Below are 12902 nucleotides of genomic sequence, written 5' to 3' on the forward strand. Positions count from 1 at the left end.
TCCGAACAGAGTAGTTAAGCCCTGGAGAGCCGATGGTACTGCTTTACTGCGGGAGAGTAGGTCGTCGCCGAGTTTTTCATCACGAAAAGCCCGTCCTTATCAGGATGGGCTTTTCGCGTTTCTACTCCTTCCTCCTCCCTCTTCACCCCCCTCTTGCGGCTTATCCGCGTGTGCTCCGTCCTGCGCTCCTTCTCAGTACTCCAAGCTTCCTGACCTGTTCCACTACCAGTCCATCGTGGCGTACGCCACGTCTCCATCGTCTCAGCGTCGTGCCGTTTTCTCCAGCGGTGACGACGTAATCGCCAGGTTCTGGCGGTGCCACGCAGTCGATCACAAGCTGGTCTCCCGCCATGAAGAGGCCATCACTAACGTCATCAAGCATTCCGGGTCGTACCGTCAGCCTATAGCGTCCCGGTGCTCCCTGACTCTCCTCTACGCGCCCCGATGAGGTTGCGTGGTGGAGATGGCGAATGATATCGCCTTCACCGGTAAGAATCCATGAGGCATTGCAGCCGATGGCTTCAAGGCGGGTAAGGATGGGGGTGCCGGGCCGCCTCTTGTCGGCCATGTAGAGCTGAAGGTTCGACGCGCTCATCTGCATGGCATCAGCAAATGCCTTGACTGTCGGGTATTTCAGGGCTCCGAACATGCGGATGCGGGTCCCGGTAGTCTGCAATTGCTGACTTTTTGCTTGCATTCCGGTATTCAATTGTATACTATTAGGCGGGGGCTGGATTTTATTCAAGATACGAAAAATACATGGACGAGCTTTGTGCGCCCCTATCCCGCAGGTCGGTGAGGGTGTTGCGGCAGTAGGTAGAAGTAGGTAGTTGTTGGTTGAATAGTATGCGGTTGTTGGCTAAAGTGAAAAATAACTGCATTTCACTACAACGGATTTACTTATGGGAACTTCATCCCGGATCGAGCAGTCGGAGGGCCAGAGGGTCGTGATCGTGGTGAGCGATCCTGCCTGCCGGAGCCGTCTTGGCGAAAAACTCAGGGAGGAAGGCCATGAGGTGCTCACGGCTGGATCGGCTCTCGAGTTCTACGCTCTCCTGGCACAGAAGGAGATTCGCCTGGCGGTACTCGATGCTGGCCTCAAGGACCAGAATGGATTCGTCGTAGCAAGGTTCCTCAGGCGCAATACCGCACTCTCTGCAATCATCCTGGCCGATTCTGTCGACAGGAAAGTCAGGCTGGCTGCCTACAACGCCGGCGCATTGGCCTGTTTCGGCAAGCCCGTTGATCTCAGCGAATTTTCAGTGCTGGTCAGCAATCTTCTGGGCCAGGCCAGAACACACCGGGCGGCATGTGATGCTCCTTTGTTGGATACTGCTTCCGGGCGCTCGGAATGGAAGATTCTTCGCAACGGATGGGTTCTTGCCGGACCGCGGGGGACGATGGTGAAACTGACCATCAAGGAGTTCGAGTTCATGTCGCTGCTTGCCGCATCGAAGCAGATGGCGGTTTCACGCAAGACGATTCTGGAGCGCATGGGCTACCGAAACGACGTGCACGGCAATAAGGCCCTGGAGGCTGTCGTTCACCGTCTCAGGCTGAAAACCCAGATCGCCGGCGGCTCGCTGATCGAGACCGCCCATGGTGTTGGCTGGGGGTTCTCGTGCGAGGTGGCCCTGGTCTGATCGGCTGCGCTCCGTTTTCCGAACGCTTTCTCTCCTTTCGGTGTTGATTATCCTTGTGGCATACTGTCTGTATGTCCGCGATCAGGAGAGTACGCACCGATGAAAACAGGAGGAACGTATGGCTGACTACACGCACGGGTCCCTTCCGGGACTCGATGAACGCCCCCCTTCACCCTGCCTTTCGCTCTATCAGGAGACGCATCGCAGTTATCCCGACAACCGCCAGGACCGGCTTCGCTACAAAAACCTGGTCAACGGGCTCGAGGATTCCCTCCGAAGCAAGTATCCCGGCCGGGATGCACTCCCGCTGCTCGAACCGTTTCGACGACTCGCCGAGGACGACGTTTTCTGGAACCACACACTCGACGGGCTTGCCGTGTTCGGCGCCGAGGGTTTCTTCCGTACCTACCGTTTTGCCTACGTACCGCGTGAAGTAGCGGTTTCCGCCGAGAGTTTCCACATCAAGCCCTTGATCCGTGTGATGCAGTCGACGGAACGTTTCCAGGTCCTGGCGCTTACCCGTCAGGAGATCAGCCTCTATGAAGCGGATCGCTACGGCATCGAGGAGATTGTGCTTCCGGAGGACATGCCGAAAAGCATGACGCAGGTGCTCGGAAGTGAGACGACGCAGCCCGCGGTGACCATCGCAACGTTCGGCTCAGCCGGAGCAGGCGGCGTGATCCGCCATGGCCACAGTTCGAAACGTGATGAGGAGGAACTCGATAACGAGAAGTTTTTCAGGGCCGTCGATTCGGCGGTGCTTGAGCGTTACTCGCAGCCTTCCGGCCTGCCTCTTGTGCTTGTCGCGCTTCCGGCGCACCAGGGGCTGTTCCGCAAGATCAGCCGGAACCCCGCCCTGATGGAGGGGGGGATTGCGGCCGATCCACGCAGCATGAACGCCGAGAGTCTGGGAGCGCGTGCATGGGAGGTCATGGCTCCACTGAGCGAGGCCCGGATCCTGTCTGCGACACAGGCTTCCGTTGCCGCCATCGCTTCGGGGACGGGGACCGACGACCCGGAAGCGGCTGCTCTTGCGGCGGTCGGCGGCAGGATAGGGCGCCTGCTTCTCGATCGCGAGAAAATCATTCCCGGCAAGGTCGACGCCGAAACGGGCTCCGTACGTTTCGCTCCGCTTGAGGATCCGGCCGTCGACGACGTCCTCGACGACATTGGAGAGATCGTGCTCCGGAAAGGCGGAGAGGTGCTGGTGCTTGCTTCGGAAGAGATGCCGACCCTGACGGGCCTTGCCGCGACCTACCGCTACTGACGGGGCGCCGACCCTCTCCGGGAGTGGGAATTCCGGCCGGACTGTGTTATTTTGTTGCAGGCGGTGTCCATGGACCCGCCGGGACTTGCATGGCCGGGATTCCGGCCATGTCTTTTCATGAATTTGAACCCCCGGTAGGCGATGCAGAGAGAGCGTGATTCGTTCATGATCGAAATGGACGTGCGGGACTATGAGTGCGACATGCAGGGGATCGTCAACAACAGCGTCTACCAGAACTACCTTGAGCATGCACGGCACGTCTACCTGAAGCGTGTCGGCATCGATTTCAGCGAATACACCCGGATGGGGATCAATCTGGTCGTCGTCAGAGCGGAGCTCGATTACCGCTCTGCCTTGAAGAGCGGGGACCGTTTCGTCGTCACCGTCGAGATGCGCCGCGAGTCCGCACTCCGGTTCGCTTTTCATCAGGAGATCCTCCGCCTGCCGGACATGAAGCCGGCGGTTAGGGCCAAAATAATCGGTACGGCCCTCAACGGCCGGAACCGTCCCGAAATTCCTGCTGCCCTCGACGCGCTGATGGGCGTCGAGGGCGCATAGCACTCATTACGTCAAGCTTTTCCCCTACCTCTGATGAAACCACTCAAATCGGTTGCCGAGGCCTATCTGGCCCTCAGCCAGGGCGAGCGCCAGCTACGCGAAGGCCTTTACGGCGATGCGGCGGCAAGCTCCCGCGGGGCGATGGACTCGGCCCGCTCGCTTCCTTCCGGCGAGACCTTCGACCATGCCGGTTTCGAGGCTTTCGCCCATGCGGTGCTTGCCGGTGCGCTAGCCGGCCTCGGGGAGTTCGAGCCGGCGCTCGAGTCCGCGGACCGGGCGCTCTACCACTTCAACCGGCGGGGAGAGCTGCAGGAGGATGGCGGACGGCTCTGGATCAGGGCGGTATTTTCACGGGGAGCGGCCCTCGAGGGGCTCGGCCGGAGGGACGAGGCATTCCAGGCGTTCCGGATGGCGGGCGAGATGCTCGACGAGCGCACGGCCGAGATGCCGGGCAAGGCTGAGCTCCGGCGTGATTCCGCCGAGGCGCTGAAGCGGCTCGGCCGGCCCACTGAACCCGAAAAGCCCGCAGGCTACCGAGCCTGGTGGGAGTTCTGGTCCTGAGCGATGGAGAGTGTCCGTTCCATCCTTGTCGTCCGGCTGAGCTCCATCGGCGATATCATCCTCACCACTCCCGTCGTGCGACGGCTCAGGTCGCGCTGGCCGGAGGCCAGGATCGATTTCTGTACCAGGGAGTCCTTTCAGCCGCTGCTTGCAGACAGTCCGTATATAAGCGCACTCTATACTCCCGAAACCCTTCCTGCCGGCTCGTCCTACGACCTGGTGGCGGACCTGCAGAACAACGGCCGCTCCCGCCGTCTCCTGAAGGACGTGGAGGCCGGCCGGCTTGTCCGGTACCGGAAGGGCAACTGGAAGAAATGGCTCCTCGTGCACCTGAAGCTCGATCTCTATGGCGAGGCTCCTTCGGTGGTCGATCGCTACCAGGCGTCGCTCTCGGAGTTCGGCGTGGCCGATGACGATACCGGCTGCGAGCTTTTCGTTCCGGAGTCCGACCGGGCTTATGCCGAGAGCGTGCTGCCGGGCGGAACGCGGGTGCTTGCGGTCTGTTTCGGCGCTCGCCACTTCACCAAACGCTGGCCGCCCGAGCGTTTTGCCGAAGCGATTCGCTCCGTTCTCGGAGCGTTTCCTTCGCTGCGCGTGGTGCTGCTCGGCGGAGAGGAGGACGCCCCGCATGCGATGGAGATCATGCAGCGCCTCGGGGAGGTGCCCCCGGGTTCGGTCGAGAACCTTGCCGGCCGGTGTACGCTCATGCAGACGGCGGCGCTGCTCCGCCGCTCCAGCGCGGTGCTCACCAACGACACCGGACTCATGCACATGGCCTCCGCCTTCGGCCTCCGGCTCTTTGTGCTTTTCGGCTCCTCCTCCGAGGCCTTCGGCTTCCTGCCCTACCGCTCGACCTACGAGCTCTTCGAGGTCCGGGGGCTCCGTTGCCGGCCCTGTTCGCACATCGGCCGCGACCGATGTCCGAAAGGGCATTTCCGGTGCATGAGGGAGATTTCCTCCGAACGGGTCGCCGCCCGCCTCAGCCTGTTCTTCAGGGGTGGCTTCGCGTGAGGATCGCATCCTGGAATGTCAACGGGATCCGCGCCCGCGAGGCTGCGCTCGAAGCCTGGATCCGGCGTGCCTGTCCGGACGTGCTCCTGCTCCAGGAGGTGAAGGCCCTGGAGCAGGACATCCCCTCTGCCCTCAGCAGCCTCGGGGGGTACCGCTCGTTCTGGAACGGCTCGTCGTTCAGGAAGGGCTACAGCGGTACAGGCATCCTTCTCCGGGAGTGCCCGGAGCTGGAGGGGGCGGTTTTCGAAATCCCTCCATTCGATCTCGAGAACAGGACGGTGGCCCTGCATGCCGGTCCGCTCTCCATCATCGGCACCTATGCGCCCCGTGGGGACTCCCCGGAGCATTATGCCGTGAAGCTCCGCTACTTCGAGGACATGCGTGGCTACATTGCCCGACAGTTAGGCGAGGGCCGCCAGGTGCTGCTGTGCGGCGACATGAATGTGGCCCATCGCGACATCGACCTCCACCGTTCGCAGCTGAAAGAGGGCGCCACCGGTGTGCGCCGGGAGGAGCGATCGGCCATCGACGCTTTCATCGCGCTCGGGCTTTCCGACGTGATGCGTGCGCTGAACCCGGAGCGCCGGGATCTCTTCACCTGGTGGCCATACTGGCGGATGGCCCGTGAGCGCAATCTCGGCTGGCGGATCGACTGCTTCTACCTTTCCGGACCGCTGGATGGCCGGGTGCTCAAGGCGGAGGTCGACACGCTGGAGAAAAGCTCCGATCACGCTCCGATCCTGCTGGAGCTGCATCCCTGAAAATCCCCGCCCCGGCCGAGCCGATCTTTTTCTTCGCCTTTTCCTGACGGTTGGAAAAAAGATTGCAATGTCTTACATTTAAGGTCCAAATTTGCACGCGGTGTTTACGCTATCTGCGTGAAGCCGTGGGGCCGGTTTGCGCAATCCCGGACCCTCGCCGCATGCAAGCAGTCGATTACTCTCAATCATTATCTCATTGCGCTATGGAAACAAGCAAACTGTATGAATGTACGGTCATCATCGACGGCGGGCTTCAGGACGAAGCGATCGCTGCTGCGATGGAGATGGTACAGAAGGTCATCACCGAAAAGGGCGGAAGCATCAGCAGCGTCCTTGACATCGGCAGGCGCAAAACCGCCTATCCGATAAAGAAGAAAACCATCGGGTACTACGCCCACATCGAATTCACCGCAGCCACGCCGGTTATCGCGGAGATCGAGCGTGTCCTCCGCTACGAGGAGGTCCTGCTCCGCTACCTGATCGTGCACCTGACCACCCCGCTCCTCGAGATGCGCAAGCGCGTCGAGAAGTACAGCGTGGTCATCGGCAGCCCTGAAGATAACGCAGCAAGTGAGACCGAGGCGGCCGAGAAGGCTGCAAAATGAGATTTGTGACAAGGTTCGACAGCGGTGCGGACTGTATGCTTTTACTTGAGAAACAAACGGAGAAGATGTAATGGCCGAATTGAAAATGCCTGAGATCAACAGCGTCATCATTGCTGGCAATCTTACCAAAGATCCTGTTTTCAGGCAGACCAATTCCGGCGGTACTCCTGTCGTCAATTTCTCAATCGCGTGCAACCGCAGGTTCCGCGACAGCAACCACCAGTGGCAGGAAGATGTCTGCTACGTCGGCGTGGTGGCGTGGAACAAGCTCGCCGAGAGCTGCCGTGACAATCTCAGGAAAAGTTCAGCGGTCCTTGTCGACGGCGAATTGCAGAGCCGGACATGGAAAGCGCAGGACGGAACATCAAGAACCGTGGTCGAGATCAAGGCACGTCGTATCCAGTTCCTCAACAAGCGCCGCAAAGAGGACGGCAGCGAGGACGAGCATGACGGCTTCATCGAGGACGACTATCATGAAGGACATCATGAGGGAGCCCGCAGCGATGAGAACGGCCACATTTATGAATACAAATACCTGTCCGCCGACTAACAAGGCGGGTTCAAGCACAATCTGCACATGAAACCAACGAGAAAATCACCAAGGTCGCAGGGCAACAAGTCCATCAGCAACGCCCTGGCTTCAAAGAGGAAGGTATCGAAGAACCAGGTCGTCTTCTTCGACTACCGCGACGAGCGCAAGCTGAAGCGCTTCATCAACGACCAGGGGAAAATCATCCCCCGCCGCATCACGGGCCTTACCGCAAAAGAGCAGAACCTCCTGACCCATTCGGTCAAGTGGGCACGCTTCCTCGCGGTCATTCCCTACGTTGCAGACGAGTACAAATAAAAAATTTCGCAATCCACTGAAACAAGGAAGCTAGACAGTGAAAGTCATTTTAAGAAAAGATGTGGCTGCCCTTGGCGATGCAGGTGAAGTTGTTGCCGTGAAGAACGGGTATGCCAACAACTACCTTATCCCGCAGGGTATGGCCATCAGGGCTACCGAGGGAACCCTCAAGGCCCTTGAGACCGAGAAGAAGCAGCAGGCCCGCAAGATCGAACTGCAGCGCAAGAGCGCCCGCGATCTGGCCCAGAAGATCGAGCAGATGGTCCTGAAGATCCAGGCCAAGGCCGGCGAGTCCGGCAAGCTGTTCGGTACCGTCACCGCAGGCGACATCGCCGATGCGCTGAAGGGTGTCGGTGTCGAGATCGACAGGCGCAAGATCACCCTGGAGGCTCCCGTCAAGCTGCTCGGCAAGTACGAGGCCGAAGCAAAGCTCTTCTCGGACGTCACCGCCAAGGTCAATTTCGAGGTGGAAGCCGAAGGCGTAGAGGCCTGAAGGCTTCTCTCTCCGGCAGGATTCCCCGGCCGGCCATTCCTGCCGGGGCTCCGCATCCATAGTGCTGAAAGCTCCGCATCCTTCGGGAGGGCGGAGCTTTTTTTTTGTATTCTCCAGTCGGGCCCGGCGGCAGTTTCCGCTCGAGCGCCCATATTCCATGTAATCCTTACCGCTTCATCCTGTCATGATACAGACTCTCCTCCAGGAAAAATATCCCGTCTACACCATCGCCTTCGACCGCTCTGAGACCAGCTGCAAGAACGTCGACGACGTCATTGCCCACTTCAAAAGCCGCATCGACGCCAACCCGGCGGTCTCCTATATCGGTCTTTTCGACCACTACGCCCATACCGCGGCACTGCCGAACGGTGTCATCGGCGAGGGGATCAGGGCTGCCAAGAACATTCTCTTCTGTTTCGGCAAGGAGCTCCCGAATCCGAAAGTGCTGGCGGTTCGTCCCCGTTCGATCGGCGTGGCCGAAATGGAGGATGGTTTCGTGGTGACGTTCCTCGAGGCGCCCAATCCGGCGGCCAACGAGGCCATGGAGTCCTGGACGAAAGAGTTGAGGGACAGGGCAGAGGATTAAGGAGGAGTGTGCCGTGGCGGGCGGCCTCCCGGAACGGGAGGCTGCCGCTTCAGGCGGGGAACTGGCGGAGCATCCGCACGTCGTTCTCGAAGAGAAGGCGGATGTCGTCGATCTTGTACTTGAGGAGCACGGTGCGGTCGACTCCCATGCCGAAGGCGTAGCCGCTCCACTCTTCAGGGTCGATGCCGGCGCTGCGCATGACGTTGGGATGAACCATGCCGCAGCCCATGATCTCCAGCCAGCCTGACTTCTTGCAGACCCGGCACCCCTTGCCGCCGCAGAGGTAGCAGGTGACGTCGACTTCGGCCGACGGCTCGGTGAAGGGGAAGAAGCTGGGGCGGAAGCGGAGCTTGACGTCCTGGCCGAACATCTGGCGTGCGAACGAGTAGATGGTGGCCTTCAGGTCGGCAAAGGTCACGCCCTTGTCGATGTAGAGGCCTTCGAGCTGGTGGAAGACGCAGTAGCTGCGAGCGCTGATGGCTTCGTTGCGGTAGACCTTCCCCGGGCAGATCACCCGGATGGGGGGCTTGCGGTCCAGCATCACGCGAACCTGCACCGGGGAGGTGTGGGTCCGGAGCAGCACGTCGTCCTCTCCCTCTTCGTGCCTGACGAAGAAGGTGTCCTGCATGTCCCTGGCCGGATGGTCGGGAGGGAAGTTCAGCATGTCGAAGTTGTAGCTTCCGAGTTCGAGCTCGGGGCCGGTGGCGATGGTGAAGCCCATGTCGGAAAAGATCTGCTTCATCTCGCCGAGTACCTTCTGCACCGGATGCTCGCTGCCGGTGAAGTGTCTCCGGCCCGGAAGCGAGAGGTCGATCGCAGGACCGGCCGTCTTCGTTTCCGAGACGAGCGCCTGCGACGCCTCCTCGATTTTCGATTCGGCTTCGGCCTTCAGCTGGTTGAGCTGGCCTCCGATTTCGGGTCTCCGGGCGGGATCGACCGACTTCAGCTGTGCGAAGAGGCCTGCAATGAGGCCTTTTCGCACAGTGAACCGGAGGCGGAACGCCTCGAGTTCATCGGCCGTGCCGATCCTGAATGCCGCAATCTCCTCCCGGAGGCTTCGAATGCTGTTCTCCATGGTACTGCGTTCTGGCTCTCTCAGTCGATGATGGACTTGACGAGCTGGGTGAAGGCTTCGGGGTCGCGGACTGCGATATCAGCCATGGTCTTGCGGTCGATATCGACGTTTTTCTTGGCCATTGCGTCGACGAGGCGCGAGTAGGTCGTGCCGTTCAGGCGGGCGGCGGCGTTGATGCGCATGATCCAGAGCGAGCGGAAGCTGCGCTTCTTGGCGCGGCGGTCGCGGTAGGCGTACTGCTCTGCCTTGTCGACGGCGTGCTTGACGACCGTCAGGATGTTGCCGCGCGATCCCCAGTATCCCTTGGCTTTCTTTAAGACTCTCTTCCTGCGGGCCTTCGAGGCGACCGCGTTGTTTGCTTTAGGCATCGTTGTGTGAAGTTAGTGTTGTAGTGTCTCAGGCAAGGATCATGCGCTTGATCTGCTTCTCCTTGGTCGCGTTGTCGAGCATGGTCGACTGATGGAGGCGGCGGGTGCGTTTCCTGTTCTTCTTCTCCAGGTTGTGCGAGCCGTTCATCCTTTCGCGCTTGATTTTTCCCGATGCGGTGGCCTTGAACCGTTTGCATGCACCGCGGTGCGATTTCATTTTAGGCATGACTGTGGTGTTTTTTTTGTCAAAAGAATATGCAAAGTCTTCTTACTCGCCGGCTTCGTCCGACTCCTCCAGGGGAGGCAGGGGTTCGAGCGGCGCTCCGGTTTTCGAGCGGATCCTCTCGTAGGCGTCGATCTTCTTCTTGTCGGGCTCGAAGTAGACGAAGAGCTTCTTGCCCTCGAACTTCGGTTCTCCCTCGCGGTTGCCGACGACGCTGAGCCGCTCGGTCAGGCGATTGGCCAGCTCCAGGCCCTTGTCCTTGTAGATGATCGAACGGCCGAGGAAGACGATCGTGGCTCTGACGCGGTTCCCCTTGCGGAGGAACTCCTCCAGGTGGGCCGTCTTGAAATCGAAATCGTGCTTGTCGGTATTCGGATGGAAGCGCAGTTCCTTCAGGGTCGTGGTCTTCTGCTTCTTCTTCTGGTCCTTGTCCCGCTGGGCCATCTTGAAGAGCATCTTGCCGAGGTTGTCGAACTTGCAGACGGGCGGCTCGGCGTTCGGCTGCACTTCGATAAGGTCCGTGTTGCGCTCCTCGGCCATCCTGCGGGCGTCGATGGTTTTCATGACCTGCTGCGTGCCGTCCTGGAAGATGATGCGGACTTCGGGCACGCGGATCTGGTCATTGACCCGGTACGTGATTTTCGGTTTCTTGGATGTCGCCTTCTGTTTCTTCATTCGTTCATGTTTGGTTTGTGGTCAGGCTTTCCTCTCGATCTCGAGGCGGAGCTTCTCGACGAGGGCGCTGAGGCTGAAGCGCCCTTCGTCGCCCTTGCGGTGGCGGCGGAGGGAGACCTCGCCGCTCTCCTGCTCCTTCTGGCCGATCACCAGCATGCAGGGGATTTTCGAGAGTTCCGATTCGCGGATTTTCTTTCCGATCTTTTCGCTTCGCAGATCGATCTTTGTGCGGATGCCTGCTTTCTGCAGGACGTCGCGGACTTCGCGTGCGTAATCGTGCACGTCCTCAGCTATCGGCAGCACGACGACCTGCGTCGGTGCGAGCCAGAGCGGGAAGTTGCCGGCGGTATGCTCGATGAGCACGCCGATGAAGCGCTCCATGGAACCGAACGGTGCGCGGTGGATGACCACCGGGCGGTGCTTCTGTCCGTCGCTGCCGACGTAGGCGAGCTCGAAGCGCTCCGGCATGACGTAGTCGACCTGGACGGTGCCGAGCTGCCATTTGCGGCCGAGCGCGTCGCGGACGATGAAGTCGATCTTGGGTCCGTAGAAGCTCGCCTCTCCGACGCCGATGAAGTAGTCGATGCCCATGCGTTCTGCGGCCTCCCTGACGTCCTTTTCGGCCTGCTCCCAGACCTCGGGCGTGCCGCCGTACTTGGCCAGATTCTCGGGGTCGTGCATCGAGAGGCGGGTCTGTACCTGGTCGAAGCCGAGCGTTTTGAAGACGTGCTGGGTGAGCTCGATGGCGCCGCAGATCTCCTCGACCAGCTGGTCGGGGCGGCAGTAGATGTGCGAGTCGTCCTGGGTGAAGCCGCGGGCGCGCACGAGGCCGTTGAGCTCGCCGGACTGCTCGTGGCGGTAGACCGTGCCGAACTCCGTCAGGCGGATCGGCAGGTCGCGGTAGCTGCGGGGCTCCGAGCTGTAGATCAGGTGGTGGTGCGGGCAGTTCATCGGCTTGAGGAGGTACTGCTCCGCCTTGCCGTCCTCGTCGTGGTAGGTCAGGGGGGGGAACTGCGAGTCGCTGTAGTAGGGATAGTGTCCCGAGCGCCTGTAAAGCTCGATGTTGCCGATGTGAGGCGTATAGACCGGCAGGTAGCCGCGCCGGCGCTGCTCCTCGCGCAGGAACGCCTCGAGCTCCTGGCGGACGATGGCGCCGTTGGGGAGCCATACGGGCAGGCCGCTGCCGATCTCGGGGGAGAGCATGAAGAGTCCGAGCTCCTGGCCGAGCTTGCGGTGGTCGCGCTTTTTTGCTTCCTCGAGACGCTGGAGGTGCTCCTTGAGGAGTTTCTCCGACGGGAAGGCGATGCCGTAGATGCGCTGCATGCTCTCGCGGGAGCTGTCGCCGCGCCAGAACGAGGAGGAGATGTTGAGGAGCCGTACGGCCTTCAGCTTCCCGGTCGAGGGGATGTGCGGGCCGGTGCAGAGGTCGGTGAAGCCTCCCTCGTGGTAGAGCGAGACGTTCGGGGTGTCCTTCAGGGTGTCCTCGAGGATCTCGACCTTGTAGGGGTCGTGGCGGACCGTCCTGAAGAACTCGATCGCCGCTTCACGCGTCATCTCCTCGCGTACGATCGGGGTGTCGCGCCCTGCGATCTCGAGCATTTTCTGCTCGATCTGGCGGAGGTCGTCCTCATTGAAACGGTGCTCGGAAGCGATGTCGTAGTAGAAGCCCTGCTCGACTGCCGGTCCGGCGCCGAAGCGCGAGCCCGCAAAGAGCTCCTCGACGGCCGAGGCCATGATGTGGCTCGAGCTGTGCCAGAACACCTCGCGGCCTTCCGGCGAGTCGAACGTCAGGATGCTGAGCGCGCAGTCGCGATCGAGGGGCGTCGAGAGGTCGGCGGGCCTGCTGTCGATGGTGACGGCAAGGGCCGCATCGGCAAGGCGGCGGCCGATCGCCATGGCGACGTCAAGGCCGGTGCTTCCTTTGGGGAATTGCTTTATGGTTCCGTCGGGCAGGGTGATGGAGAGCATTCCCTGCGATTCCAGATTGTTCGACATGTAATGTGTCCGGTCGTTTCGGTCCGTGCGCAGGAGGCGTTCGGCTGCTGAATGCCGGCCGCAGGCACGGGTAAATCTCAACACAGCCTCTTGTTGATGGTATTGTCCAGGCCGGGAGGGCTGTCGGGACTTCCATGGTCCCCTTTCCCCGGTTCCGTAAAGTGGACTTGAATGGTACGAAGAATATCCGGCAATTCCAAATACGGAGTTCTTCGTGCCTGGTATGGTGGCGGG

At 60.7% G+C, this 12902-nt stretch carries 17 protein-coding genes; 11 read left to right on the forward strand and 6 right to left on the reverse strand.

The features are described 5' to 3' along the window. Nucleotides 1-160: 160 nt before the first annotated feature. Nucleotides 161-697 (reverse strand): hypothetical protein, encoded by a 537-nt coding sequence (locus E0L29_RS05260; protein ID WP_131355828.1) that lies wholly within the window; start codon nucleotides 695-697, stop codon nucleotides 161-163. Between the two features lie 205 nt (nucleotides 698-902). Between E0L29_RS05260 and E0L29_RS05265 the strand changes: the two genes are divergently transcribed. The 11 genes from E0L29_RS05265 (at nucleotide 903) to E0L29_RS05315 (ending at nucleotide 8332) form a co-directional block, all read left to right on the forward strand. Then, on the forward strand, nucleotides 903-1643 hold the full coding sequence (locus E0L29_RS05265) for a response regulator (protein ID WP_131355831.1): 741 nt from the start codon (nucleotides 903-905) through the stop codon (nucleotides 1641-1643). A gap of 118 nt (nucleotides 1644-1761) precedes the next feature. Continuing rightward, nucleotides 1762-2910: a hypothetical protein gene (locus tag E0L29_RS05270; protein ID WP_131355834.1), complete on the forward strand. Its 1149-nt coding sequence runs from the start codon at nucleotides 1762-1764 to the stop codon at nucleotides 2908-2910. 141 nt (nucleotides 2911-3051) lie between these two features. Then, nucleotides 3052-3468, forward strand: a complete 417-nt coding sequence (locus E0L29_RS05275; protein ID WP_131355837.1) for an acyl-CoA thioesterase — start codon at nucleotides 3052-3054, stop codon at nucleotides 3466-3468. A 33-nt stretch (nucleotides 3469-3501) separates the two neighbouring features. Beyond that, on the forward strand, nucleotides 3502-4029 hold the full coding sequence (locus E0L29_RS05280) for a DUF3856 domain-containing protein (protein WP_131355840.1): 528 nt from the start codon (nucleotides 3502-3504) through the stop codon (nucleotides 4027-4029). Between the two features lie 3 nt (nucleotides 4030-4032). Further along, nucleotides 4033-5040 carry a glycosyltransferase family 9 protein gene (locus E0L29_RS05285; protein ID WP_131355843.1) on the forward strand — a complete coding sequence of 336 codons (1008 nt, stop codon included), beginning with the start codon at nucleotides 4033-4035 and terminating at the stop codon, nucleotides 5038-5040. Next, nucleotides 5037-5801: an exodeoxyribonuclease III gene (locus tag E0L29_RS05290; RefSeq protein ID WP_131355846.1), complete on the forward strand. Its 765-nt coding sequence runs from the start codon at nucleotides 5037-5039 to the stop codon at nucleotides 5799-5801. The genes E0L29_RS05285 and E0L29_RS05290 overlap by 4 nt, the downstream gene beginning before the upstream one ends. 203 nt (nucleotides 5802-6004) lie before the next feature. Beyond that, entirely contained in the window at nucleotides 6005-6406 is a 402-nt protein-coding gene (gene rpsF / locus E0L29_RS05295) for a 30S ribosomal protein S6 (protein WP_131355849.1), read from the forward strand. A gap of 70 nt (nucleotides 6407-6476) precedes the next feature. Continuing rightward, nucleotides 6477-6956, forward strand: a complete 480-nt coding sequence (locus tag E0L29_RS05300; protein WP_165498833.1) for a single-stranded DNA-binding protein — start codon at nucleotides 6477-6479, stop codon at nucleotides 6954-6956. Between the two features lie 27 nt (nucleotides 6957-6983). Next, on the forward strand, nucleotides 6984-7253 hold the full coding sequence (gene rpsR / locus E0L29_RS05305; protein ID WP_131355852.1) for a 30S ribosomal protein S18: 270 nt from the start codon (nucleotides 6984-6986) through the stop codon (nucleotides 7251-7253). 37 nt (nucleotides 7254-7290) lie between these two features. Beyond that, complete coding sequence (gene rplI, locus E0L29_RS05310) at nucleotides 7291-7746, forward strand: 50S ribosomal protein L9 (RefSeq protein WP_131355855.1); 456 nt, start codon at nucleotides 7291-7293, stop codon at nucleotides 7744-7746. Between the two features lie 184 nt (nucleotides 7747-7930). Continuing rightward, entirely contained in the window at nucleotides 7931-8332 is a 402-nt protein-coding gene (locus tag E0L29_RS05315) for a DUF6858 family protein (RefSeq protein ID WP_131355858.1), read from the forward strand. Nucleotides 8333-8381: 49 nt separating this feature from the next. Here the strand turns inward: E0L29_RS05315 and pheS are convergent, their stop codons facing one another. Genes pheS through thrS form a run of 5 tightly spaced genes read right to left on the reverse strand, consistent with a single transcriptional unit; the run spans nucleotide 8382 to nucleotide 12668 of the window. Further along, nucleotides 8382-9407, reverse strand: a complete 1026-nt coding sequence (gene pheS, locus E0L29_RS05320; RefSeq protein WP_131355861.1) for a phenylalanine--tRNA ligase subunit alpha — start codon at nucleotides 9405-9407, stop codon at nucleotides 8382-8384. Nucleotides 9408-9427: 20 nt separating this feature from the next. Continuing rightward, entirely contained in the window at nucleotides 9428-9775 is a 348-nt protein-coding gene (gene rplT, locus E0L29_RS05325; protein ID WP_131355864.1) for a 50S ribosomal protein L20, read from the reverse strand. 28 nt (nucleotides 9776-9803) lie between these two features. After that, entirely contained in the window at nucleotides 9804-10001 is a 198-nt protein-coding gene (gene rpmI, locus E0L29_RS05330) for a 50S ribosomal protein L35 (protein ID WP_011356887.1), read from the reverse strand. A gap of 42 nt (nucleotides 10002-10043) precedes the next feature. After that, nucleotides 10044-10673 carry a translation initiation factor IF-3 gene (gene infC / locus E0L29_RS05335; RefSeq protein ID WP_131355867.1) on the reverse strand — a complete coding sequence of 210 codons (630 nt, stop codon included), beginning with the start codon at nucleotides 10671-10673 and terminating at the stop codon, nucleotides 10044-10046. A 21-nt stretch (nucleotides 10674-10694) separates the two neighbouring features. Then, nucleotides 10695-12668, reverse strand: a complete 1974-nt coding sequence (gene thrS, locus E0L29_RS05340; protein ID WP_131355870.1) for a threonine--tRNA ligase — start codon at nucleotides 12666-12668, stop codon at nucleotides 10695-10697. Nucleotides 12669-12902: the final 234 nt, after the last annotated feature.

The sequence above is a fragment of the Chlorobium sp. N1 genome, assembly GCF_004332115.1.
Taxonomy (GTDB): domain Bacteria; phylum Bacteroidota; class Chlorobiia; order Chlorobiales; family Chlorobiaceae; genus Chlorobium.